The sequence below is a fragment of the Aeromonas sp. 1HA1 genome, from assembly GCF_029237385.1.
GTDB lineage: Bacteria > Pseudomonadota > Gammaproteobacteria > Enterobacterales > Aeromonadaceae > Aeromonas > Aeromonas popoffii.
The window spans coordinates 128,701-152,228 of record NZ_JAACGC010000001.1; the positions used below are offsets into that span (position 1 = coordinate 128,701).

The following is a 23,528-nucleotide window of genomic DNA, read 5'->3' on the forward strand; positions in this document are numbered from 1 at the left end:
ATAAAGGAATTTACCATGGAACTCACGGATCGCCCCGCCATCAGCCATCGACCGCAAGCCAGTCAGCCGGATCCCTCGCCAACCAGCCAGCTGGCCCCCTGGTATCTGCAGCACAGGGATCAGCCCTTTGTGCCGCCCACTCAGCCTGTCTAGACGGGCGAGAGAACATCAGGGCTGGGCCACCGCCTCGATGGCGGCTGCCTTGCCCTCCAGCTGCGGCAGGCTGAAGCGATAGGCCACGTAGTACTTGTAGATGGTACTGACGTAGTTGATGGGCCCCTGGCCGACCTCGTTGGCCACCAGCTGCTCCACGTTGCCAAACCAGACATTCGGATCCAGCCCGGCGGCCTCCGCCTTGGCCCTGATCGCCTGCACCCGATTCGGACCGGCATTATAGGCCGCCAGCGCAAACAGATGGCGGTTGAGCACATCCAGCCCGGGATCGTTGAAGTAGGTATCCAGGATCAGTCGCATGTAGCGGCAGGCCGCCTCCACATTGCCCTCCAGGCTGGCGAGCCTGGCTCCACGAATGCCCACCTCTCCCCCTGTACTCGGCAACAGCTGCATGATCCCCACAGCCCCTCGCTCTGAGCGCACGCCGGCATTGAGGCCCGACTCCTTGTAAGCCAGCGCCGCCAGCATCAGCCAGTCCAACCCGTACTTGTCGGCCTGCTGCTCCAGCACCTTGCGGATAGTCGCCAGCCGCCCCAGAGGATCCGGCGCCAAAATATTGCTCATCTGATCACTGCGGGCCAGCAAACCGCGCAGGGTCATGTCGCTATAGAGGGTACGCTTGCCCGCATCGGCCAGATAACCGTTCACCGCCTTGAGCAGCTTGGGGCTATTGTTGCGCAGCGCCCAGGCACTGCGGCCCTTGTCCCGCAGCGGGATCAGCTTGTGAGCTCTCAGGCCACTGATCATGCCGAGCCAGATGCGCCCCTTGAAACTGTCGGTTACCGTGAGCTGTATGATGCCAGCCGCCACCATCTCCAGCAGATCCCCGTCCTGCAGGTATTCGGGCACCGTCTCTATGTAGATGGGCGGCAGCCCCAGTTCGCGAAACAGCCAGTTGAGCTGGCGCAGGCTCTCATAATAGCTGGAGCTGGCGCGCACCCAGATGCGCCTGCCGGAGAGCTGGGTGATGCGGTTGAAAGTCGGCAGGGAATACTGGCTCACCACCCACTCTTCGATGGGGGCGATCACCGGGTCGGAGAAGGTCACCTGCTCGCGCCGGGTCGGTGTCACCGTCATGTTGGCCGCCACCAAATCGCCGCGCCCCTCGCTGAGGTAATCCAGCAGCTTGTCCTGGCGCACAGGTATGTAGATGATCTTGAGTTTGATCTTCTCCTTGGCAAGATAGGTCTGGTTCAGCCAGCGCTCGAACCCCTGCAGCTGATTGACCAGGATGCCGTGCTGGGTCCCCTTGTCGAGGAAAAAGAATCCCCGCTCATAGACCACCAGGGCCCTGAGTTCTTTCTTTTGCAGTATATGTTCGAGGTCCCCGGGTTGGGGCAGGCGCTGTGGCTTGAGATCCGCCGCCAGCAGAGGAAGACACCAGAGGGCCAGCAGGCCCCAGATCCATCGCAGCCTCATTATGTGGTCGCCTTCTGTTGGCCGACTCGCGTCGGGCAAAACCGTCTGTGGGATAACTTACTATAGAACGCAGACCTACAGCAGAAGGGTCAACACGGCAGGCGAACCCGCCGTGTCATCACAGGGCTCAGATAGAGCGGGCACGCATCTCGAAAATCAATTTTTCGGCGGTGCAGGTGAACTGCAGGCGGGCTTTCAGGATCACACCGTTGGCGCCCTGGCTCAGCTCGCTGCTGATGCTGGCTTCGGCAGTCACCTGTTTGGCCAGTGCCTCATAAGCGGCCAGCTTGGCACGGGCATCGGCTTCTACCGCCGCCTCGATCACCAGATCCATGACATCGTCACCTTCACCTATGATGGTGCCGATCTCGGCGAAACAGCCACAGCTATCACAGGTTTCCTGCACTTTATCTTCTACGGACATCATTCAACTCCTACTTATTTCGGCTGTACTTCATCGTCACGCAAGGCTTTACGAAAATCCCTGATGGCGGTGCCCAGATCCTCACCGGCGCCGGCCAGGCGTTTGCTGCCAAACACCACGACCACAACCACAAGCAGGATCAACAAATGCCAGATATGAATTCCACCGAGTCCCACTGGGATACTCCTGACTGATAGATACCGATTGTTTGTATCAAAAGAAGGCGCAAGGATTGTTGGGCAAAATCAAGGCAGGTGCAAGTTTGCAAATAAATCACGCAAAAAAATACGGCGACCCAGGGTCGCCGTATCACTTGATGCTACTTGTCCCCTCAACCACTACATCCTGTACCAGCCGCCATTGAAGGCGAGAGACAACCGAAGCATAGATTCGCCAAGATATGAAAACAAATGGTATAAATTCATCTAAGAATTGAAGGAGATTCATATCATGTTGCTGGAACAGCTGGGGCGTATCGACCTCAATTTATTGATTATCCTGCAAGTTTTGCTGGAAGAGCGGAATGGCAGCCGGGCGGCCCGCCGCCTGCATCTGAGCCAGTCTGCCGTCAGCAAGGCCCTTGGCCGCCTGCGGGAAACCTTCGATGACCCCCTGTTCATGCGCTCCGCCTATGGGCTGGAGCCCACCGCCCGCGCCCTGACGCTGCAGCAGCAACTGCAACCCATATTGCTGTCGCTGGACAACCTGATCCAGCCGCCAGATTTCGATCCGGCCAATACCGAGCGGGAGTTCGTCATCGCCAGCATGGACAGCGCCTTCACCCTGTTCGCCCCGCTCTACCTGAGCGAGCTAAAACGGCAGGCACCGGGCATACGGCTGCGCTACGAGGAGTGGACCGAGAACAGTCTGACAGAGATGAGTCAGGGCCAGGTGGACATCGCCTTCACGGTGCGGGAGAACTGCATCAGCTCGGATTTCCGGCTCGACACCCTGCCCAACGCCATCTGCCAGCGGTTGCTTGCCATCGATGACCTCACCTGTCTGGTGCAACACGATCACCCGGCCCTGCACGAGCCCGAGTGGGATCTCGCCCGTTACCTGGCCTATCCCCATGTGCAGACCTATTGCGAGGGGCGGGACCGCTGGATGCTGGATCACAAGCTGGCAGGGATGGATCTCTACCGCCGGATCGAGGCGACCGTGCCGTCGTTCGAGGCGGCGCTGCGTATGGGCATGCACTCGGACATGATAGTGACCCTTTCAAGGCTCTATGCCCGTCACGCTACCCAGGTCTATCCGCTGGTGCCGCTGCCGCTGCCCATAGCGCTCGACAGCATCTCCCACCTGCTGATCTGGCATCAGCGCCACGAGGAGGATCCGGGCCACCGCTGGCTGCGGGAAACCTTGCTCGCCCTCATCATGAGCAAACTGGAACCCTCCACCATAGAACAACCCTGATCATGGGACGCGCTTCCTCCTCGGCATGAGCAAGCGGGGAACCGGGGCTGAAAAGCAGCCCTGACACTTCAGCCCTGGCCGGTCACCGCCAGATAGTGGTGCACGCCGTCCAGCAGCATCTGCACCGAGATCATCACCAGCAGCATGCCCATCAGCCGCTCCACCGCTTTGAGTCCCCGCTCACCCAGCAGCTTGTTGAATACCTCGTAGAACATCAGGATCACGGCGCTGGCTCCCCAAGCCATCAGCAGGGCCAGCGACCAGTCCACCATCCGGGTCGGCTCCTGGTTGGCCAGCAACAACAGGGAGGCAAGAATGGAAGGGCCGGCGATCATGGGGATGGCCATGGGCACCAGGAAGGGCTCTTCGCCCGCCGCCAGCCCGGTCACCCCGCCTTCACTCGGGAAGATCATCTTGATGGCGATGAGGAACAATATGATGCCGCCCGCTATGCTGACCGCCTCCTGGCGCAGATTGAGGAAATCCAGGATCTGCTGACCAGCGAGCAGGAAGGCCATCATGATGGCGAGAGAGAACAAGAGCTCCCGCATCATCACCTTGCGCCGCCGCTTGGGATCAAGATGACGCAGGATCGACAGGAAGACCGGCAGGTTGCCCAGCGGATCCATGATCAAAAACAACATGACGGCTGCGGAGAAAGTATCCATACAACGCCCAGGCTAAGCCTTCAACAAGGAGGGGGAAGAGGGCAAAATATAACAAAGGCGGCGGGATTCAGCGAGCGCCACAGGCCGTTCGCCGCGGGGGGATCACCCGTGGTGGCAGATCTTGCCGGCGTGGGTCTGAAAACCCTGCCCTGATTCGATGAACTTGCCGCGCCGGGCCAGGAAGGCGATCAGCGCCTCTGCATCCATCTCGCTGGCACTGCAGGTATGGAAACGGGCGTCGGTGCCAAAGCGCGCATCGATCGCCTCCCTGAGGCTGGTCCGGGTAAATTGGCCACCCTGCGCCAGCATCATCTCCATCACCTCGTGACCGTGTACCGATTGAGTCATTGCAAACCTCATTAATGAACATATTTAATGTCAATTAAATCCCGCCCCGCCACTGGCGACCTTGATATAAGCCAATAAATTGCCAATTTCCCTCAGGTCGGGCTGGCTGTGAGGAGTGCTTTGTCGATAATGTGGCAACCTGACAAGGGGATGGCTACACTAACGCCCCTTTTTGCCATCTCAGACCGACTATAAGGACATTGGCGTCATGCTGCTCCATGGATTGGCTTTCAAACCCTGGCGGATCTGGACCCGCCGTCCCCTCTGGTTGAAGACCCTGATCGGTATGCTGACAGGGATCGGGCTGGGACTCGGTTTCAGTGAACAGGCGTTGCAGCTCAAGCCCATTGGCGTCCTGTTCGTCAACACCATACAGATGCTGATGGTGCCCCTCATCTTCTGCTCGGTCATCGCTGGCCTCACCTCATTGCTCAAGGGCAAGAGTCTGGATCGGATCGGCAGCAAGGCCATAGGCCTCTATCTCTTTTCCACCGCCATCGCTATCTGCATCGGCCTGATGATGGGCTGGCTGCTGGAACCCGGCATGGGCGCCAATATGGGGCCCTATGAGCGCGTCGGTATGCTGGAACAGCCGACCCTGGCCAGCGTGCTGAGCCATCTGGTACCGCGCAACCCGCTGCAAGCCATGGTGGATGGCAAGATACTGCAGGTGATCGTGTTCGCGGTGGCCCTCGCCCTCGCCCTCAACGCCACCGGCCGGCGCGGCCGTCCCGCCATCCTCTTCTTCACCTCGCTGGCGGAAGGGATGTTCAAACTGACCCAGATGGTGATGGCGCTGGCCCCCTACGGCGTCTGCGCCCTGATGGCCTGGATGACAGGCAAATACGGGGCAAGCCTGCTGATGCCGCTGCTCAAGGTGATCGGCGCCGTCTATCTCGGCTGCCTGCTCCATGTGCTTGGCGTTTACAGCGGCCTGTTGATCCTGCTGGCCCGGCTCAATCCGCTGCACTACTTCAAGAGCATCGTTGATGCCCAGGCAGTGGCCTTCACCAGTAGCTCCAGCAGCAGCACCCTGCCCATCAGCCTGGCCTGCGCCGAGCGTCGGCTCGGTGTCTCCCCCGCCATCACCGCCAAGGTGCTGCCCATAGGCGCCACCATCAACATGGACGGCACCGCCCTCTATCAGGGGGTGACCGCCCTGTTCGTGGCACAGGCCTTCGGAGTGGATCTGCACATGGTGGATTACCTGACCATCATCAGCATCGCCACCCTGGCCAGTATCGGCACGGCGGGCACACCGGGCACCGGATTGATGCTGCTGACGCTGACGCTGACCGCAGTGGGATTACCGCTGGAAGGGGTGGCACTCATCGCCGGGATCGACCGGATCCTCGACATGGCACGCACCACGGTCAACGTCTCCGGCGATATTCTGGTGTCCGTGCTGATCGCCCGCAGCGAGAAGGAGCTGGATCTGGCGACCTATCACGACGCCAGCGCGGGGGAGGATATCGACTTCACCCTGCGCTGAGGCAGGGTGAGCGATTAATGATCGTGGGGATCGTGATGACAGCGCCAGCAGACCTCGAAGTTGGCGCCGTTCTCCTCCCCGCATTGACCGCAGAGCCAGCCATTGCCCTGACGCTGCTGGTAACGCTCTATGACCCGCCCAGCCTTGCTGCGGTCCTCGGCCCTCACCATCAGGGTCACCTGCAACATGTCTACCGGCAACTCGCCCAGGGCGCCGGACAGCGCCTCCCCGTTGAGCCGTACCAGCACCCCTTCCACTTCCAGCGCCCCCTTCAGGGCATGGGCCTCCAGTGAATGGGAAGCCCGATAAAGATTGATCCATTGATCCATGCCTTCCCCCTGCAACCGGTTGTCGATGCCGCATATAACCGGCACCATGCCCTCTTCCATCCTCGGGATAGAACCTGGATCCCATGATCCAGCCCCCTTATTTCCCTAACACGCCGGTCACAGCAGGTTGTCGATGCCGTAATCGGCCCCCTGCGCCACCATGAAATCGATAAAGGTCCGCAACTTGCGCGGCATCAGTCGCCGCTCCGGAAACAGCAGATAAATCGGTACCTTGGGCTGCTGCCACTCGGGCAGCAGGGTCACCAGCGCCCCGCTGACCAGCTCCTCATGGCAGAGCATGGCAGGTAGAGAGGCCAATCCCAACCCCGCCTTCGCCGCCTCCCTGGCGCAGGTTATATTATTAACCCGAAAACGTGAGGGAGGGTCAACCAGCACCTCCCTACCCTCGTGCTCGAAACACCAGTGAGAGGCCAGAAAGCCGCTGCTCACCGCCACCCGTTCGTGTAAAAGCAGATCTTCCGGCCGCGTGATGGCTGAGCTGCGCGCCAGATAATCCGGGCTGGCACAGAGCAGCCGCTCCGTGCTCCACAGCCGCCGCGCCGCCAGATTGGAGTCGCTCATGTCACCGATGCGCACGATCGCATCCAGCCCCTCGTTGATAGGATCCACGATGCGATTGGTCAGCTCCAGCTCCACCTGCAGGCCCGGATAGACTTGCAAGAATTTAGCCACCAACCGACCAACCACCAGCTGTCCCGTCTCGATAGGCACCGCCAACTTGAGGGTACCTGTCACCTCCTGCTGGCTGGCACTCACCATCAGCTCGGCCTGAGCCAGCTCATCCACCGCCTTGCTGCAGCGCAGGTAATACTGCTCCCCGGCCTCGGTCAGGGTGAGCTGCCGGGTAGAGCGGTAGAGCAGCCGCACACCGAGGCGTTGTTCCAGCTCGGCGATGCGGCGACTCACGGTCGCCTTGGTCATACCCAGATCCTGGGCGGCCGCGGTGAAGGAGCCCTTGTCGACGATCCGCACTAAAATCAATGCCGCGTTCAAATCCATTGTTGCACCAGTGAAACTGTCTATCTCATAAATGGATACTAATCGAAACAGTTGGCCAGTGTTAGCCTGCGCCTCTTAAGTTCAGGAATCCCCCCAAAAATGAGTCAACACAAGAAGATCCCCCTGCTGGCCGCCATGGTGCTGGCCCTGCTCGGTCTGCTGTTCGCCGGTTACTGGTATCTGCATGGCCGCTATTTCGAGAGTACCGACAACGCCTACCTGCAGAGCGAGGTGACCGGGATCGGCTCCAAGCTGCCGGGCTACATCAGCGAGGTGCTGGTGACCGACAACCAGGCGGTGAAGACCGGTCAGCTGATCGCCAGGCTGGATGATCGGGAGTACAAGACCAAGGTGGCCGAGGCCGAAGCCGACCTGCGCCTCAATCAGGCGACAGCGGAGAATCTGGCCGCGACCCGCACCCAGCAGCTGAGCCTGATCCGTCAGGCCGAGGCCAAAGTCAGCTCTGCCAATGCCGAGCAGGTGCGCGCCCAGCAACAGGTGCAGCGCATCAGCCAGCTCAACCAGCGCCATTACAGCTCGCAAGACAGCCTGGACGAGGTACGGGCTGGACTGCAGGTCAATCTGGCACAGGAGCAGGAGGCCCAAGCAGCCCTGCAAGCAGCCCGTGAACGACTGCTGGTGCTGGATGCCGAAGCCAAGCAGAACAAAGCCAGGCTGGCCCTGAGCGAGGCGCTGCTGGAGCAGGCCAAACTGGCGCTGACCTATACCGAATTGCGGGCACCGGCCGATGGCATTATCGGCAAACGCAGCCTGCGGGCCGGGCTCTATGTCCAATCCGGCATGCAGGTGGCCAGCCTGGTGCCGCTGCAACAGGTGTGGGTCGAGGCCAACTTCAAGGAGACTCAGCTGCTCCACATGCAGCCGGGCCAGAAGGTGAAGGTGATCCTGGATGCTTATCCGGGTCAAGCAGTCGAGGGGATCATCGACAGCCTGGCCCCCGCCACCGGCGCCAGATTCGCCCTGCTGCCACCGGAAAACGCCACCGGCAACTTCACCAAGATAGTGCAGCGGGTGCCGGTCAAGATCCGCATCCCCGAGCCGGGCGCCCTGGCTGGCAAGCTGCTGCCGGGCCTCTCCACCGAGGTGATAGTGGACACCCGGGATCCCGAGCCCCTGGTCGCCGCCCACTGATGGAACCCATTCCACGTCGCAACTGGATCGCTGTCATGGGGGGGCTCATTGGCGCCTTCATGGCCATCCTCGACATCCAGATCACCAACGCCTCCCTGAAGGACATTCAGGGGGCCCTCTCCGCCACCCTGAGCGAGAGTTCCTGGATCTCCACCTCCTATCTGGTGGCGGAAATGATCGCCATCCCCCTGAGCGGCTGGTTCAGCAGGGGCCTGAGCGTGCGCCGCTATCTGCTGTGGACCACCGGCGCTTTCCTCATCGCCTCCGTGCTCTGCTCGTTCAGCTGGAACCTCACCAGCATGATCGTCTTCCGGGCATTGCAGGGCTTCACCGGCGGCGCCCTCATTCCCATGGCCTTCTCACTCATCGTCACCCTGTTGCCACTGCACAAGCGGGCCACCGGCATGGCGCTGTTCGGCATCTGTGCCACCTTCGCCCCCGCCATAGGCCCAACTCTGGGCGGCTGGCTGACCGAGCAGCTGTCGTGGCACTACATCTTCTATCTGAACGTGCCACCGGGACTGCTGGTGATGGCCATGCTGGCCCACGGGCTGGACAAGCAGCCGGTGGACTGGGAGGTGATCAAGCGGGTGGATCTCATCGGCATAGTCACCATGGCGATGGGGCTGGGCCTGCTGGAGGTGGTGCTGGAAGAGGGCAACCGGGAGGACTGGTTCGGTTCCAGCTTCATCGTGCGGCTCACCGTCATCTCGGTAGTGGCCCTGGTGTTCTTCGTCATCAGCCAGCTGCTTAGACGCCATCCGCTGGTCAACCTGCGGCTACTGCACAATCCGCGCTTCGCGCTGGCCTGCTTCGCCTATCTGGTGCTCGGCATGGCGCTGATGGGCTCCATCTATGTGCTGCCGCTCTACATGGCGCAGATCCACAACTACAACGCACTGGAAATCGGTGAAGTACTGATGTGGATGGGGCTGCCACAGCTGCTGGTGTTGCCGCTGGTGCCCAAACTGACCCACAAGATAGACCCGCGCTACCTGGTGAGTTTCGGCTTCCTGGTGTTTGCCATCAGCTGCTTCATGAACATGAACATGAGTGCCGACTACGCCGGCCCCCAGCTGATCCAGTCGCTGATAGTGCGGGCGTTGGGTCAACCCTTCATCATGGTGCCGCTCTCTCTGGTGGCGACCGCCAGCCTAACCCATGACGAGATCCCCTCCGCCTCGACCCTGCTCAACGTACTGCGCAACCTCGGCGGCGCGTTCGGCATCGCCATCATTGCGACCCTGATCGATAACGACACCCGCGTCCATGTCAGCCAGATCAGCAGCACGCTGGCCGCCAGTAGCATAGAGGGGCAGAGCTACCTGCTGCAGCTGGCCCAGAACATGATGGAGCAAGGCTCGGGTCCCGAGCTGGCACAGCAGCAGGCCCAGGCCATGCTGGCGAACACCATCAGCCGCGAGGCGGCCATCATGGCCTACAATCAGGTGTTTTACGTGATGGGCATCTTCCTGCTGATCGCCAGCGCCCTGATGCTGCTACTCAAGCAGCCAGCACCCAGGGCTGCCGACGCCGAGCCGCTCGAGGCATAGCAAGGGTCTGAAAACAGGCCCATTTTCCTTGCCGCGGATCATCACCCGCCGGCGAGGATCAGGGATCTGGTGCGAGCGATAAAAGGCACCGGCGCCTCTTCACCCTGCCAGCGAGGCGGCGATCAAAAACTGGGCGGCGAAGTAGCTGCTCATCACCCAAGCCGTCGCATGGGGGAAAGGGCGGCGGAAGCGATCCAGCGCCAGCATGCTGTCGGAGAAGAGGAACATCAAGGCCCCCACCAGGGCGGCGGCACTGCCTGCAGTCAAGGAGGCGTGCCAGGCACCGGCGGCCACCCAGGCCTTGCCAATTATCACCAGCATGTAACAGAGCACGGGGATCTTCATCTCCCCGAGTTTGCCCCACAACAGGCCGAACACCATGCCCGCCACCAGCAGCAACAGCAGGCCATCCATCAGCTTCAGCACCAGCGGCCCCTGGGCGAAACCGACTATGTAGCAGAGGTGCACGACAAAAAATGCCGCCAGCCCCTGAATAAACCGATCGCTTGGCAGCATCAGCAGCACGTCTCCGGCCAGCGACAGGCAGAGGCCGAGCAGGATCCAGGCATGGGAGCCGTCGTGGTCATAACCCTGATAGCCAAACGCCAGCGCAATGATGAGCAGCATGGTCAGCGGCTTGCTGATGTAGAACTGACGGGAGTCTGAGCCGTAGGCCGCACGAATGTGCCACCAGCCCGATGCGATGATCAAGAAACTCAATAACATGCCCTGCTCCTCACGTGTTGCTCGCACTCATACGGCAACATCTTATTTACCGGGAGCAGAGTAGCAAATTCCCCCGCCCAGTGGCAGGGGTGCTCAGAACACCAGCCATCTACACCTAAAGTCTAATTGCCTCGCCCCCCTTGCTGGGGCATAAGGAACGGGTCTGGAGGATCACCATGGAAGAAGCAATGAAAAACTATCTGCCCGCCATCGATATTATGATGTGCCATCTGGGGATCAGCTTCGAGCAGGCCTGCGAACAGCTTGGCCTCAGCCCGCAGGAGCAACAGGCGCTGGACCAGTTGCAGGATCCACAAGAATAAGCCCCGACCGGGGAGATGAAAACGGCGCCTCGATGGCGCCGTTTTTATTGACCCTTGTTAGGCTCGCACCGCCCGTCGCCGTTGCAGCCCGACGATCAGTGCAAACAGCAAGAAACCGGGCAACCACATCAGCTCCTTGCGCCAGCGCTCGGTGGGCGCCTTGACGGTAAGGATCTCCTGATCGAACTCCAGCCCCATGGTGGCCGCCGGGCTGCCAAAGGCGATGTTGTCGATCAGCGTCTTGCCATCCTGTTCATAGAGGCTCAGCCCCAGATTGGCCAGCCGCTCCTCGCCATCCGCCCCATCCGGTACGGCGACCAGCAGGGTGAACTTGCGCGGTTTTCCGACCGCATCTTCACCCTGGACGCGCAGCCTCAGCGTGCTCTCCGCCTCCACTTCACCCATGGTTTTTGCCAACTCGGCGGGCGGGGTAACCCGATAGGGATCGTGCACCATGTCCATCCAGAAACCGGGGCGGAACAGGGTAAAGGCGACCAGCAGCAGCAATATGCTCTCGTACCAGCGGCTCTTCACCAGGAACCAGCCCTGGGTAGCAGCAGCGAAGATCAGCATGGCGATGGTCGCCACGATAAAGATCAGCACCCCGTGGGCAAAGTCCACATCGATCAGCAGCAGGTCGGTGTTGAAGATGAACAGGAACGGCAGCGCGGCGGTACGCAGGCTGTAGTAGAACGCCGTGATCCCGGTCTTGATGGGATCCCCCTTGGAGACGGCGGCTGCCGCGAACGAGGCCAGCCCCACCGGCGGCGTCACATCCGCCATGATGCCGAAGTAGAAGACGAACAGGTGCACCGCGATGAGCGGCACTATCAGGCCGTTCTGCTGCCCGAGCGTCACCACCACCGGCGCCAGCAGGCTGGAGACAACGATGTAGTTGGCGGTGGTGGGCAGCCCCATGCCGAGAATAAGGCTCAGCAGGGCGGTGAGCAGCAGCATCAGCAGCAGATTGCCCATGGAGAGCATCTCCACCAGATCGGCCAGTACCAAACCCACCCCGGTCTGGGAAACGGCGCCCACTATGATGCCGGCAGTGGCGGTCGCAATGCCGATACCGATCATGTTGCGGGCACCGGCCACCAGCCCCTCGCGCAGATCGATCAGACCGTCCTGCACTGAGCCGTAATCGTGCAGGCCATCACTGCGCAACCAGTTGAGCAGTGGCCGCTGGGTCAGCAGTATGATCACCAGCATGACGGTTCCCCAGAAAGCCGACAGCCCGGGCGAGAGCCGTTCAACCATCAGGCACCACACCAGCACCACCACGGGCAGCAGGAAGTGCAGACCGGAGAGCAGCACGGCGCGGGTGTTGGGCAACTCGGTCAGCGGTTTGTCCGGATCCTCTGCCGCCAGCGGTTCGTTGCTGGCGGCGATCTTCAGCAGTCCCAGATAGGCCAGCGCCAGCAGCAGGCTGATCCCCGGCAGGGCGAAGTCACCTAGCACAGGTTTGAGCCAGCCCAGACCATAGTAAACCGCCATCGACAGGCCGCTGATGAGGGTGGCGCCGAAGGCAAAACCGGTCAGACGGCGCAGCCAGGGCTTGGGCTGATGGCCACCTATGGGCTGCATGCCGAGCTTGAGCGCCTCCAGATGGACGATGTAGAGCAGCGCGATATAGGAGATGGTAGCCGGCAAGAAGGCATGCTTGATGATCTCGACGTAGGGAATGCCCACGTACTCCACCATCAGGAAGGCGGCCGCACCCATCACAGGGGGCATGATCTGGCCGTTGACCGAGGAGGCCACTTCCACTGCCCCAGCCTTCTCGGCGCTAAAGCCCACCTTCTTCATCATGGGAATGGTGAAGGTGCCCGTGGTCACCACGTTGGCAATCGACGAGCCTGAGATGAGGCCGGTCAGGCCAGAGGCCACCACTGCCGCCTTGGCTGGACCGCCGCGCAGGTGGCCAAGCAGGCTGAAGGCGAGCTGGATGAAATAGTGACCGGCGCCGGCCCGCTCCAGCAGGGCGCCAAACAGCACGAACAGGAACACGAAGCTGGTGGAGACGCCGAGGGCAATCCCGAACACCCCTTCAGTGGTGATCCACTGATGGTTGGCCAGCGCGGTAAAGCTCACTCCTCGATGCGCCAGCAGGCCCGGCATCCAGGGCCCCGCCAGGCTATACGCGAGAAACAGCAGGGCGATGATCGCCAGCGCCGGCCCCAGAGCACGGCGCGCCGCTTCCAGTAGCAACGGCAAACCGATGCAAGCGGTGATCAGATCTTCGGTGGTCAGGCTGCCCGGCCGCAGGGCCAGCGCCTGGTACATCACAAACAGGTAGCAAGCCGCCCCGGCGGCGATGAGCCCCAAGGCTATGTCGCCGAGCGGCACCCGATCCCGTGGCGATGAACGAAACGCCGGAAACACCAGATAGGCCAGCAGCAGGGCGAAGGTGAGGTGAATGGCACGGGTTTCGGTGTCATTGAGTACGCCAAAGCCCAACATGAAGGGCAGCGGCGAGGCGATCCAGAGCTGGAATAGAGACCAGGCCAGCGCCAGTGTGGTGATGAGCCCGCCCATGAGGCCGAACGGCAGACGAGCGCCCACATCCTGGGCGATCAGTTCCTCGGTAGAGAGTTGTTTATCTTGCATAGGGTTAACTTGTGCCAACGAGTACAACAAGAGCGACACCCGCCCCCGCAACTGGGCTGCGGCTGACGGGTGTCGAAGAGAGTGACCTGGGCCCTTGGGCCGTCAATCAGAGCCAGCCGCGCTCCTTGTAGTAGCGGGCAGCCCCTTCATGCAGCGGTGCAGAGAGTCCCACCTTGATCATGTCGGCCTCTTGCAGGTCGGCGAAGGCCGGATGCAGGCGCTTGAAGCGATCCAGGTTGCCGAACACAGACTTGACCAGCTGATAGACCACTTCCGGATCTGTCTTGGCGCTGGTGGAGAGCACCGCCTTACCGCCGATAGACGGGGTTGGCTGGTCGCTGCCCTTGTAGATGCCGCCGGGGATTTCAGCCTTGCTGTAGTAGCTCTTCTCGGCCAGCAGCTTGTCGATATCCGCGCCGGTCACCGGTACCAGTACCGCATCGGTCGTGGTGGAGGCTTCCTGGATGGCGCCGTTCGGGTGACCGACGAAGTAGCTCATGGCGTCGATGTTGTTGTCGCCGAGGGCGGAGGCCTGCTCGGCCGGTTTCAGTTCGGAGACCAGGCCGAAGTCACCCTTCTTCCAGCCTTTGACCGCCATTATCTCTTCCATGGTGTCACGCTGGCCGGAGCCCGGGTTGCCGATGTTGACGCGCTTGCCCTTCATGTCGTCGAAGCCGGCGATGTTGGCATCACGGCGCGCCAGTATGGTGAACACTTCGCTCTGCAGGGAGAGGACGGCACGCATGTCATCCATGGCCCCTTCAGCCTGGAAGGGGGGCAGGCCTTTCATCGCCTTGTACTGATGGTCGGACTGCATGATACCGAAGTTGAACTCACCGCTGCGGATACCGTTGACGTTGGCCACACCGCCACCGCTGGCCGGGGCGTTGCACTTGATCTGGTGATCGGCAACGCCGCGATTGAGGAAGCGGCAGATAGACTGGCCAGCGACATAGTAAACACCGGTCTGACCGCCAGTGCCTATGGTCACGAAGCGCTCCTGCGCCTGCAGCGGACCACCAAACGAAACACCGACCAGGGCAGCCGACAGGGCACACGCCAGGGAAAATCCTTTCATGTTGTTCATCCTTTTTGATTGATTCAGCTCGCCCGTTCCACGGGCGAATGCCGGACAAACCACCGTTCTGCACCGGTGGTCATCCATGACCTCGATATGAGGAATCGGGTGAACGGCGAGCGTTCCCCAAAAAGCCACCAGCATCCTGTGGTGAGACAGTCGGCGTCATGCCAACCGAAGATAATTGACCCGGAGGGGATCAATCAAAGCGTCATAGCGGCTTCGATTAAGCACATGGAGCCAACATAAATCAAACAAAAACACAAAATGATGGATATGAATGACGAGAAATTTGAAGCCGGTCATTAATTTATTGCTCGGGGATTCATTGGATGTGCTACCGGTTGGCAGGCGGGAGGATAGAGATAAGATTCTTTTGCAGCCCTTTACTGGCAAGGGCTGCGACCTTGTTGACTCATGTTTTTGGCTTGGCCAGATCCAGGATAAACGCAAACTCCAGCGCGATATCCTCATAAGCCTTGAAGCGACCGGACTTGCCGCCGTGACCGGCATCCATGTCGGTATTCAGCAACAACTTGTTATCATCCGTCTTCAGCTCGCGCAGCTTGGCCACCCACTTGGCAGGCTCCCAATACTGTACCTGGGAGTCATGCAGCCCCGTGGTCACCAGCATGTTCGGGTAGGCCTGTGCCTTGACCTGATCGTAGGGGCTATAAGCCTTCATGTAGTCGTAATAACGCTTCTGGTTCGGGTTGCCCCACTCGTCGTACTCCCCGGTGGTGAGGGGAATAGATTCGTCCAGCATGGTAGTGACCACGTCGACAAAAGGCACCTGAGCCACCACGCCATGATAGAGCTGGGGCGCCTGATTGATGACAGCCCCCATCAGCAGGCCGCCGGCGCTGCCGCCCATGGCGTAGACCTGATCCCTGGCGCCATAACCCTGCGCCATCAGCGCCTCGGTAACGTCGATGAAGTCGTTGAAGGTATTCTGCTTTTTCAGCAGTTTGCCGTCTTCATACCAGTGGCGGCCCAGCTCCTCGCCGCCCCGAATGTGGGCGATGGCATAGACGAAGCCCCGGTCCAGCAGGCTCAGGCGAGCCGTGCTGAAATCGGGATCCATGCTGGCGCCGTACGAGCCATAGCCGTAGACCAGTAACGGATTTTTTTGCGACCCGGCACTCTCTTTCTTGAACAGATCCGTGCGATAGACCAGCGACACCGGCACGGTCACCCCATCGCGGGCGGTCACCCAGAGGCGCTCGCTGGCGTACAGCTCCGGCTTGAAGCCCGCCACCGCTTGCTGTTTGAGCAGGGTACGCTTGCCGCTGGCCATATCCAGCTCATAGGTGGACGACGGTGTGGTCATGGAGGAGTAACCGTAGCGCAGCTGGCTGGTCTCCGGTTCCGGGTTGTAAGCGAGCCAGGTGACATAGGCGGGATCGTCGAAGGCGATCTCTTTCTGCTCGCCGCTCTGCCAGTTGATCTGGCGCAGCCGGGTCAGCCCCTGATTGCGCTCCTCCAGCACCAGCCACTCCTTGAACAGGGCATAGCTCTCCAGCAACACGTCCGGATTGGGGGCAATCACCGCCTTCCAGCGCTCGACCGGGCTCTCCTTGGTCTCGTACAGGCCGAAGTTCTTGCCGTCCTTGTTGGATCGCACATAAAAGCGACCGCGGTAGTGATCCAGGCTGTATTCGTGATCCACCTGGCGGGGCAGGAAGAGCCGTGGAGCCTGGGTCGGCACGTTGGCGTCGATGAGGCGCGCCTCGCCCGTGGAGGTGCTGGAGAGGGCGATGACGATGAAATCTTCCGAGGTGGTGGCGTAGAGGCTGACGTAGAAGGTGTCATCCTTCTCCTCATACACCAGAGTGTCTTTCGCCGGATCCGAGCCAAGCTCGTGGCGATAGACCTGATAGGGCAACAGGGTCTTGGGGTGTTTGCGCACATAGAACACCGTCTTGCTGTCGTTGGCCCACACCAGGTTGCCCGAGGTGTTCGGAAGCGACTCGGCCGCCCACTTGCCGCTCTCCAGATCGAGGAACTGGATCTGGTACTGGCGGCGAGAGAGGAAATCTTCCGCCACCGCCAGCCAGCGGTTGTTGCGGCTCACCTCCAGGGCGCCAAGGGCGTAGAACTCGTGCCCCTCTGCGCGCTGGTTGCTGTCGAGCATCAGCTCGGGCTCCTGCGACCCTTCCACCTTGCTGCGGGAATAGATGCCGTACTCCTTGCCCGGCTCATAGCGGGTCTGATAACGGTAGCCATTCTTCACATAGGGGACTGACTCATCCTGCTGGGGAATGCGAGCCACCATCTCCTGGTAGAGCTGGTCTCGCAGCGGCCTGGTTGGCTTGAGCATGGCCTCGGTATAGGCGTTCTCCGCCTCCAGGTAGGCCAGCACCTCGGGTTTCTGGCGCTCGTCATCGCGCAGCCAATAGTAGTTGTCGACCCGGGTATCTCCGTGTTTCTTGATGGTGTGAGGGTGTTTGGTGGCCACGGGAGGCTGGATAAGGGTATCGCTTGTGGGCATGGCGGACTCATCATTGGCATATGAACAGGGAACGGCGGCCAGGCAAGCCAGCAGCAGAAGCCCTCGGGAAAAGGTAAACATGTCGCATCCTTTGCGCTTTAAAAGGGTTAGCAGACCTGAGCCTTGGCTCCTTGGATAGGGGATCAATCTGCCCCTTGTCGCCCCCAGTTGCAAGTTATCACCCCGTAAAACCCGCAAGAACAGCTAAAAGGGCCGCTATCTCGCGACAGCGGCCCTCAAACCTGACCATGAGCGACACAGGTTCGCTCAGGTGTGCCTCACATGATGGAGTCGTGCCTGCTCACGGCCAGTTTGCGTCAGCCGGAGTAGCTCGACCAGACCCTGGTCGCGCCCTCATCACTGATGCTCAGCACCTGGTAGGGCTGACCCGGAATATCCATCCCTGGCGCACTCTGGGGCATGCCCGGAATGGTCAGGCCGCGGATCGCCGGTTTTTCCTTGAGCAGCTTCTGCACATCGGCGGCGGGTACATGCCCCTCCACCACATAGCCATTCACCACACCCGTGTGGCAGGACGCCAGCTGCGGTGTGATGCCGTACTGCTGCTTGATGGGATCGAGCTGCTCGGTTTCGACGACCTTGACCTCAAAGCCGTTCTCTTCCATGTGCTTGATCCAGGTCTTGCAACAGCCGCAATACTGGGACTTGTAGACGGTCATCTGCTCCGCGGCCAGGGCGGAGAAGCTGACAGTACCGGCCAGCAGGGCCAGTAACAGGGACTTGTACATAACTCACCTCAGATAAGAAGAAATACCCAAAAAACAGGGGAACTCGACTCAACCGGGATGACGGGGAGGACGATCCAGCCGCTCGAGCGGCACCTCAGGCGTGAACAGGGAGGGGGAGAGAAACTGTGGCATATCCGGTTCCAGCACGGCCACCGTCAGGCTGTCGCTGGTGAGCACCGTCATGGCCAGCGCCGAGGTGAAGCTGCCGCATGGCATGGCCTTCTCCAGGGTGCGCTCGCTCTGGCTGCAATGGGGCGTCAGAGTACAGAGATCGGTCGCCGCCCGGCTGCCAAACGACATCAGCACCATCAGCAGACTCCACAGAGGGAGCCAGCGGCGGGCGCGAGCAAGTTGGCGACGGGTCAGAACCATGACATGACTCATTGATCGGAGGAACCCCATGGTAACCCCTGGCCCAGGGGGAGGGTCAAGCCCTCCCCTCTATGGTTGGATGTAAGTAGTCTGGCGGGGCGCGATTCACCCACGTATCCCCGCGTCCGGCGTTGCGCAATCTGATCCCGGAACTGGCGGGCTATTGCGCTTCTTGCTAACGTCGCAGCTCAATTCATCTTCTTTTCACCGGTATTAGGCCCATCTTCAGGTTATGACCCCATGAAACGCATTCTGGTTATCTTTTCACACCCGGCCCTGCAGAGCTCCAGGGCCAACAAGCAGCTGCTGCAAGCTGTCTCCGACCTGGAGGGGGTCACGGTGCACGACCTCTACCAGCACTACCCGGACATGTTCATCAATGTGAAGCGGGAGCAGGCCCTGCTGTCGGAACACGACATCATCGTCTTTCAGCACCCCTTCTACTGGTACTCCTGCCCCGCCATCATGAAGGAGTGGATGGATCTGGTGCTGGAGTATGGTTACGCCTACGGCCCCGAGTCCCACGCCCTCAAGGGCAAGCAGTGGCTGAGTGCCATCACCACGGGGGGGGCCCCCGACTCCTATTGCAGCGAAGGCTACAACAGCCGTCCGCTGCTCGACTTCCTGCTGCCGTTCCAGCAAACGGCGCAGCTGTGCGGCATGAGCTGGCTGCCACCGTTCGTGCTGCACTCCTTTCACAAGATCAAGGATCCGAAGGCGCTGCGTCGCTGTGGCCAGGATTATCGCCAGCTGCTGTGTGCCCTGCGCGACGAGCAACTGACCCCGGCCCAGCTCGGCGGCAGCCCCTATCTGCGGGATCTGCTGGAGGTGCTCTCATGAAACACTGCTTGTCATTTGGCCGACCCTATGAGCCAGGCCAGAGATTCGAACGGAGGGCTGGCTGATGGGTCACGGATTAATGTTTGATGCGCTTATCTACCTCTCGGCGGCGGTGATCGCCGTGCCGCTGGCCAAGCGCTGGGGGCTGGGGTCCGTACTCGGCTACCTGCTGGCGGGCATCATCATAGGTCCCTTCCTGCTCGGGCTGGTGGGACAGCAAAAGGATGTGATGCACTTCGCCGAGTTCGGCGTGGTGCTGATGCTGTTTCTGGTCGGGCTGGAGCTGCGCCCTGCCCTGCTGTGGCAACTGAAGGGGCCCATCCTCGGCACCGGTGGCCTGCAGGTACTGCTCACCACAGGGGCCCTGACCGGGGTGGCTCATCTCATCGGCCTGCCCTGGCAACAGGGGCTGGCCATAGGTCTCATCCTGGCGCTATCGTCCACTGCCATCGTGCTGCAGAGTCTGCAAGAGCGCAAGCTGATGCAGAGCGAGAGCGGCCGCTCTGCCTTTGCAGTACTGCTGTTCCAGGATATCGCCGTCATTCCCATCTTGGCGATCCTGCCACTGCTCGCCATCGCGCCGGTGGCCAGCAATGGCGGCTCGGAGCTGGCCGGCTGGCAACACGGCCTGCTGGTGGTGGCGGCCATCTCCGGCATAGTGCTGGGTGGCCACTACCTGATGCGGCCGGTGTTTCGGGCCATAGCCCAATCCCACATGCGGGAGATCTTCGTCGCCGCCGCCCTGCTGCTGGTGATTGCCATCGCCGTGTTGATGGAGTCGGTGGGGCTCTCCCCGGCGCTGGGCTCCTTCCTTGCCGGGGTGGTACTGGCCGACAGCGAATATCGCCACGAACTGGAGGCAGACATAGAGCCGTTCAAAGGACTCTTGCTCGGTCTGTTCTTCATGTCGGTAGGGGCCGGTATCAACTTCAGCCTGTTTGCCGAACACCCTTTCCTTATTCCAACGCTGGTGGTGGGGCTGATGGTGCTGAAATGGCTGGTGCTGATGGCGCTTGGCTTCATTATCCGCATCTCGCCGAGCCAACGCTGGACCTTCGCGCTGGCGCTGGCACAAGGGGGGGAATTTGCCTTCGTGCTCTTCTCGTTTGCCGCCCAGAACAGGGTGCTACCCGGCGAGACCATTTCACTACTGACGTTAGTCGTGGCACTCTCCATGGCGCTGACGCCGCTCTTGCTGATCCTCAACGATCGGGTAATCCAGCCCTGGTTCGATTACCGTACCCACAGCGATGCACCGCAACACGAGCAGCCTGAGCTGGTGGAACACCCCGTTATCATCGCTGGCTTCGGCCGCTTCGGCCAGATAGTGGGGCGTCTGCTGCATGGCCACGGCATCGGCACCACCATCCTCGAGCAGGATGCCAGTCAGATAGAGATGCTGCGCAAGTACGGCTACCAGGTGTTCTATGGCGATGCCAGCCGGCTCGACCTGTTGCATGCCGCCGGCGCCCACAAGGCCAAACTGCTGGTGCTCTCCATCAACGATCCAGCCACCTCGCTCGAAGTAATTGAAATGGTGAAGAAACATTTCCCGCACCTTAAGATACTGGCGCGAGCCCAAGACAGACCTCACGCTCACGAGATCCTGCGCCAAGGCGTGGGCAGCGTGTATCGGGAAACCCTGGGTTCCGCCGTGGATCTGGGGGTGGAAGCCCTGACCCAGCTGGGATTTAGGGCCAACCAGGCCTGGCGGGCGGGACAGACCTTCAAACAGCACGACAACTGGTTGCTGCGGGAGCAGGTCAACTATCTGGACGACGAACACACCTATATCAACAAGAGCCTGCAATACCGGGATATCCTCTCCGATCTGTTGCAAGACGATCAGGAAGGACAGGAGCGTATTCACGCTCACAACTGGAACAGCGGACTGCCCGATAACGACAAGGAAGCAATATGATTGCCTATTACCCCATGCTCAAACATCTGCATATGACTCTAGCCATCGTCAGCCTGCTGCTGTTTGTCTATCGCTGGATGCTCTCTCTCAACAGCAGCCCGCGCCTGCAACAGCGCTGGCTGAAGATAGCGCCCCACGTCAACGACACCTTTTTGCTGCTGTTCGGGTTCCTGTTGGCGGTCACGCTGCAGATGAGCCCGGGCCAGCAGCCCTGGCTGATGGCCAAGCTGATCGCACTGGTGGTCTACATAGGTCTCGGCGTCATGGCGCTCAAGCGACCAGCCCGCAACCAGAAGCTGGTGGCCGGTGCCGCCGCGCTGGCCGTCTTCGGCTACATGGTGGGTGCAGCCATCACCAAGTCAGCCTGGTCCTGGCTGGCCTGATCACAGAGCTTCATCTGGTGGAGGGGCCGATCCCCTCCACATCATCTACTGCCTCTTCCTGCTATTTTTATTTTTTCCTCTCCAAAAAAACCGCAAGACAGCACTTTAATTTGCGATTTTCGCATCATTTAAAAGCCTCGATTGATCCCCGCCAAAACACATATTGGTTTTAATATCATCTAGTTACAGCATTTTGTATGAAAATGGCGACAGTTGTCGCAGCAAAAGTTGCGACATAGACTGTCGCAAGTCATAGCTAGGATACACTCAACGCTAAACCAGTGAAGGCATGCACCATGAGTAAGAAGCTGTTACGACAACTGACCTTGGCGCGTTGCATCCCGCACCGCCCTTACAAGCTGACCGCCAGCCAACTCCAGGTAAAACTGGAAGAGGAAGGTATACACGTCAGTCTGCGTACCGTGCAACGGGACCTGGAGGAGATGTCCGGCATGGGGTTGTTCGACCTCACTTCGGATGAACGCAGCAAACCCCACGGCTGGTGCTTCGAGCGCCATGGCCTCAACGACTTCGCCAACATAATGCCGCTATCGCTGGCGGTGGCCCTGAAAACCTGGAGTGATCAGGCAAGCCAACTGCTGCCGGCAAGTGTGTTGACCGAATTGAACCCGCTGGTCGACAAGGCCAGTCAGGTGATCCGCGACAGCCAGAGTGAACTGGCCGAACGCTGGCTTGAAAGCGTGCATCAGTCACCACGTCCGTTTGCTGGCAATCCTGAGATCCGTCGCAGCACCCTGATCCGCGATGCCCTCTGGCGTGGTCGCAAATTCAGTGCCGAGATCCAGCGTGTCATCAAGGAACGTACCGTATGGCTCTGCTATGACCGCATCAATCCCCTCGGCATTCTGAATCAGGCCGACGGTCCCATACTGCTCTGTACCCTGTCCGAGCTGGATCCCAAGGTGTACGGCATACCGTTCGATCACATCAAGGGTGTGGAACTGACCAACTTCAGCGCGACCCAGCCGAAGGACTTCAATGTCCAGAAGCTGATCCGCGATCAGGGCTATCAGGACGTCAGTGGCCCAATCCGCTTCGTCGGTCGTATCGATGCCAACTGCCCGACGCTGGTCGATGGACAGATCCCGGGCCACAACCCGCGCATGACCCGCTACGATAAACGCAGCGTGGTAGTGGAGACCGAAGTACAGGACACCCCTGAATTTCGCACCTGGTTGAACAACATGAGCGGCAACCTGGAAGTATTGGCGCCAGAGTCGCTGCGCAAGGCATATCCCACGCCTGGCAGCCGAGTCAGCTAACCCAAAAAAGCCGAGCTCAGCCTCGGCTTTTTGTATGCTTTTCAAGCATATTTTTTCAACTACTTTTTAACTCTTATCCGCTGAATTGGAGTTATGGTCATTTCTGGTGTACGGAGGGATAGAAGAGGTGGCGTATCCTGCTGATTGATTCCCGCGAAGAATCTCAATCAACAGAGGTGATACGCCATGACTAATTCTACCCTCAGAGCCCTGCCACAACCAGAGGCCGAGTCAACCGACCCGCTCACGGACCTGCTGCGTGCAGGAGCCAGAGACCTGATTGCGCAAGCTGTGGAGGCTGAGCTTCAGGCTCTGCTCGAGCACCACGGTCAGCTCAAGCTCCCCGATGGCCGCCAAGCTGTGGTGCGCAACGGCTTTTTGCCTGAACGCACCATCCAAACCGGGATCGGCGATGTCGAGATCAAGGTGCCCAAGGTGCGCGACAGAAGTGGCTCAGGGATCTGCTTCAACAGCTCGCTGCTACCGCCCTACCTCAAGCGTTCCAGCAGCATAGAAGAGCTGCTGCCATGGTTGTACCTGCGGGGGATCTCCACAGGGGATTATCAGGAAGCGCTGGGCGCGTTGCTCGGTGAGCAGGCCAAGGGGTTGTCGGCCAACACCATCAGCCGCCTGAAACAACACTGGGGTGATGAGCACCGGGAGTGGAGCCAGCGGGACCTGAGCCTGAAGCGGTATGTGTACTTTTGGGCTGACGGGATATACAGCAACGTGCGCATGGGAGACCGGCTCTGCT

24 protein-coding genes are annotated in these 23,528 nt (G+C 60.4%); 11 read left to right on the top strand and 13 right to left on the bottom strand.

The features are described from left to right. Window positions 1-15: 15 nt before the first annotated feature. The gene (locus GWQ22_RS00625; protein WP_275929181.1) at window positions 16-153 is read left to right on the top strand and encodes a hypothetical protein; all 138 of its coding nucleotides are present in this window, start codon (window positions 16-18) and stop codon (window positions 151-153) included. A gap of 15 nt (window positions 154-168) precedes the next feature. Here GWQ22_RS00625 and GWQ22_RS00630 read toward each other — a convergent pair whose 3' ends face one another. The 3 genes from GWQ22_RS00630 to tatA form a co-directional block, all read right to left on the bottom strand. Next, window positions 169-1,593 (bottom strand): lytic transglycosylase F, encoded by a 1,425-nt coding sequence (locus GWQ22_RS00630; protein ID WP_275929182.1) that lies wholly within the window; start codon window positions 1,591-1,593, stop codon window positions 169-171. A 127-nt stretch (window positions 1,594-1,720) separates the two neighbouring features. After that, window positions 1,721-2,017 carry a YfcZ/YiiS family protein gene (locus GWQ22_RS00635; protein WP_042038018.1) on the bottom strand — a complete coding sequence of 99 codons (297 nt, stop codon included), beginning with the start codon at window positions 2,015-2,017 and terminating at the stop codon, window positions 1,721-1,723. 14 nt (window positions 2,018-2,031) lie between these two features. Then, window positions 2,032-2,193, bottom strand: coding sequence for a twin-arginine translocase TatA/TatE family subunit (gene tatA, locus GWQ22_RS00640; RefSeq protein WP_108537235.1), 162 nt, complete (start codon window positions 2,191-2,193; stop codon window positions 2,032-2,034). 274 nt (window positions 2,194-2,467) lie between these two features. Between tatA and GWQ22_RS00645 the strand changes: the two genes are divergently transcribed. Beyond that, complete coding sequence (locus GWQ22_RS00645; protein WP_212514700.1) at window positions 2,468-3,436, top strand: LysR substrate-binding domain-containing protein; 969 nt, start codon at window positions 2,468-2,470, stop codon at window positions 3,434-3,436. 68 nt (window positions 3,437-3,504) lie between these two features. Here GWQ22_RS00645 and GWQ22_RS00650 read toward each other — a convergent pair whose 3' ends face one another. Beyond that, a complete protein-coding gene (locus tag GWQ22_RS00650) occupies window positions 3,505-4,104 on the bottom strand; it encodes a YhgN family NAAT transporter (protein ID WP_108537237.1) in 600 nt (199 codons plus the stop codon). A gap of 102 nt (window positions 4,105-4,206) precedes the next feature. Beyond that, a complete protein-coding gene (locus GWQ22_RS00655; protein ID WP_275929183.1) occupies window positions 4,207-4,452 on the bottom strand; it encodes a YecH family metal-binding protein in 246 nt (81 codons plus the stop codon). Window positions 4,453-4,660: 208 nt separating this feature from the next. Here GWQ22_RS00655 and GWQ22_RS00660 point away from each other — a divergent pair, with 208 nt between their 5' ends. Next, on the top strand, window positions 4,661-5,944 hold the full coding sequence (locus GWQ22_RS00660) for a dicarboxylate/amino acid:cation symporter (protein WP_275929184.1): 1,284 nt from the start codon (window positions 4,661-4,663) through the stop codon (window positions 5,942-5,944). A gap of 14 nt (window positions 5,945-5,958) precedes the next feature. Here GWQ22_RS00660 and GWQ22_RS00665 read toward each other — a convergent pair whose 3' ends face one another. After that, window positions 5,959-6,273 carry a DUF2007 domain-containing protein gene (locus tag GWQ22_RS00665; protein WP_042038056.1) on the bottom strand — a complete coding sequence of 105 codons (315 nt, stop codon included), beginning with the start codon at window positions 6,271-6,273 and terminating at the stop codon, window positions 5,959-5,961. Window positions 6,274-6,390: 117 nt separating this feature from the next. Then, window positions 6,391-7,293 (bottom strand): LysR family transcriptional regulator, encoded by a 903-nt coding sequence (locus tag GWQ22_RS00670; protein WP_275929185.1) that lies wholly within the window; start codon window positions 7,291-7,293, stop codon window positions 6,391-6,393. 99 nt (window positions 7,294-7,392) lie between these two features. Here GWQ22_RS00670 and GWQ22_RS00675 point away from each other — a divergent pair, with 99 nt between their 5' ends. Beyond that, a complete protein-coding gene (locus GWQ22_RS00675) occupies window positions 7,393-8,445 on the top strand; it encodes an HlyD family secretion protein (RefSeq protein WP_275929186.1) in 1,053 nt (350 codons plus the stop codon). Beyond that, window positions 8,445-9,998 carry a DHA2 family efflux MFS transporter permease subunit gene (locus tag GWQ22_RS00680; RefSeq protein ID WP_275929187.1) on the top strand — a complete coding sequence of 518 codons (1,554 nt, stop codon included), beginning with the start codon at window positions 8,445-8,447 and terminating at the stop codon, window positions 9,996-9,998. The genes GWQ22_RS00675 and GWQ22_RS00680 overlap by 1 nt, the downstream gene beginning before the upstream one ends. Window positions 9,999-10,097: 99 nt before the next feature. Here GWQ22_RS00680 and GWQ22_RS00685 read toward each other — a convergent pair whose 3' ends face one another. Next, on the bottom strand, window positions 10,098-10,724 hold the full coding sequence (locus tag GWQ22_RS00685; RefSeq protein WP_275929188.1) for a lysoplasmalogenase: 627 nt from the start codon (window positions 10,722-10,724) through the stop codon (window positions 10,098-10,100). Between the two features lie 176 nt (window positions 10,725-10,900). On the opposite strand from GWQ22_RS00685, the gene GWQ22_RS00690 reads away from it, so the two are divergent. Further along, window positions 10,901-11,047, top strand: a complete 147-nt coding sequence (locus GWQ22_RS00690) for a hypothetical protein (protein WP_108537241.1) — start codon at window positions 10,901-10,903, stop codon at window positions 11,045-11,047. Window positions 11,048-11,104: 57 nt separating this feature from the next. Here GWQ22_RS00690 and GWQ22_RS00695 read toward each other — a convergent pair whose 3' ends face one another. The 5 genes from GWQ22_RS00695 to GWQ22_RS00715 all read right to left on the bottom strand — a co-directional run bounded on the left by GWQ22_RS00695 (window position 11,105) and on the right by GWQ22_RS00715 (window position 18,347). Continuing rightward, entirely contained in the window at window positions 11,105-13,657 is a 2,553-nt protein-coding gene (locus GWQ22_RS00695; RefSeq protein ID WP_275929189.1) for a TRAP transporter permease, read from the bottom strand. Between the two features lie 106 nt (window positions 13,658-13,763). Then, the gene (locus tag GWQ22_RS00700) at window positions 13,764-14,735 is read right to left on the bottom strand and encodes a TAXI family TRAP transporter solute-binding subunit (RefSeq protein ID WP_042038032.1); all 972 of its coding nucleotides are present in this window, start codon (window positions 14,733-14,735) and stop codon (window positions 13,764-13,766) included. Between the two features lie 415 nt (window positions 14,736-15,150). Then, entirely contained in the window at window positions 15,151-17,307 is a 2,157-nt protein-coding gene (locus GWQ22_RS00705; RefSeq protein ID WP_275929190.1) for a S9 family peptidase, read from the bottom strand. Window positions 17,308-17,543: 236 nt separating this feature from the next. Continuing rightward, on the bottom strand, window positions 17,544-17,975 hold the full coding sequence (locus GWQ22_RS00710; RefSeq protein WP_042038036.1) for a DUF411 domain-containing protein: 432 nt from the start codon (window positions 17,973-17,975) through the stop codon (window positions 17,544-17,546). Between the two features lie 48 nt (window positions 17,976-18,023). After that, window positions 18,024-18,347 (bottom strand): hypothetical protein, encoded by a 324-nt coding sequence (locus tag GWQ22_RS00715; protein ID WP_042038037.1) that lies wholly within the window; start codon window positions 18,345-18,347, stop codon window positions 18,024-18,026. A gap of 240 nt (window positions 18,348-18,587) precedes the next feature. Here GWQ22_RS00715 and GWQ22_RS00720 point away from each other — a divergent pair, with 240 nt between their 5' ends. The 5 genes from GWQ22_RS00720 to GWQ22_RS00740 form a co-directional block, all read left to right on the top strand. Then, window positions 18,588-19,187 carry an NAD(P)H-dependent oxidoreductase gene (locus GWQ22_RS00720; RefSeq protein WP_042038039.1) on the top strand — a complete coding sequence of 200 codons (600 nt, stop codon included), beginning with the start codon at window positions 18,588-18,590 and terminating at the stop codon, window positions 19,185-19,187. A 64-nt stretch (window positions 19,188-19,251) separates the two neighbouring features. Continuing rightward, complete coding sequence (locus GWQ22_RS00725) at window positions 19,252-21,108, top strand: monovalent cation:proton antiporter-2 (CPA2) family protein (RefSeq protein ID WP_042038041.1); 1,857 nt, start codon at window positions 19,252-19,254, stop codon at window positions 21,106-21,108. Continuing rightward, window positions 21,105-21,491, top strand: a complete 387-nt coding sequence (locus GWQ22_RS00730) for a SirB2 family protein (protein ID WP_042038043.1) — start codon at window positions 21,105-21,107, stop codon at window positions 21,489-21,491. Before GWQ22_RS00725 ends, GWQ22_RS00730 begins: the two co-directional genes overlap by 4 nt. A 296-nt stretch (window positions 21,492-21,787) precedes the next feature. Further along, complete coding sequence (locus GWQ22_RS00735) at window positions 21,788-22,774, top strand: WYL domain-containing protein (protein WP_042038046.1); 987 nt, start codon at window positions 21,788-21,790, stop codon at window positions 22,772-22,774. A 186-nt stretch (window positions 22,775-22,960) separates the two neighbouring features. Beyond that, window positions 22,961-23,528: transposase (locus tag GWQ22_RS00740; RefSeq protein ID WP_275929191.1), on the top strand; the 568-nt coding region annotated here is incomplete at its 3' end.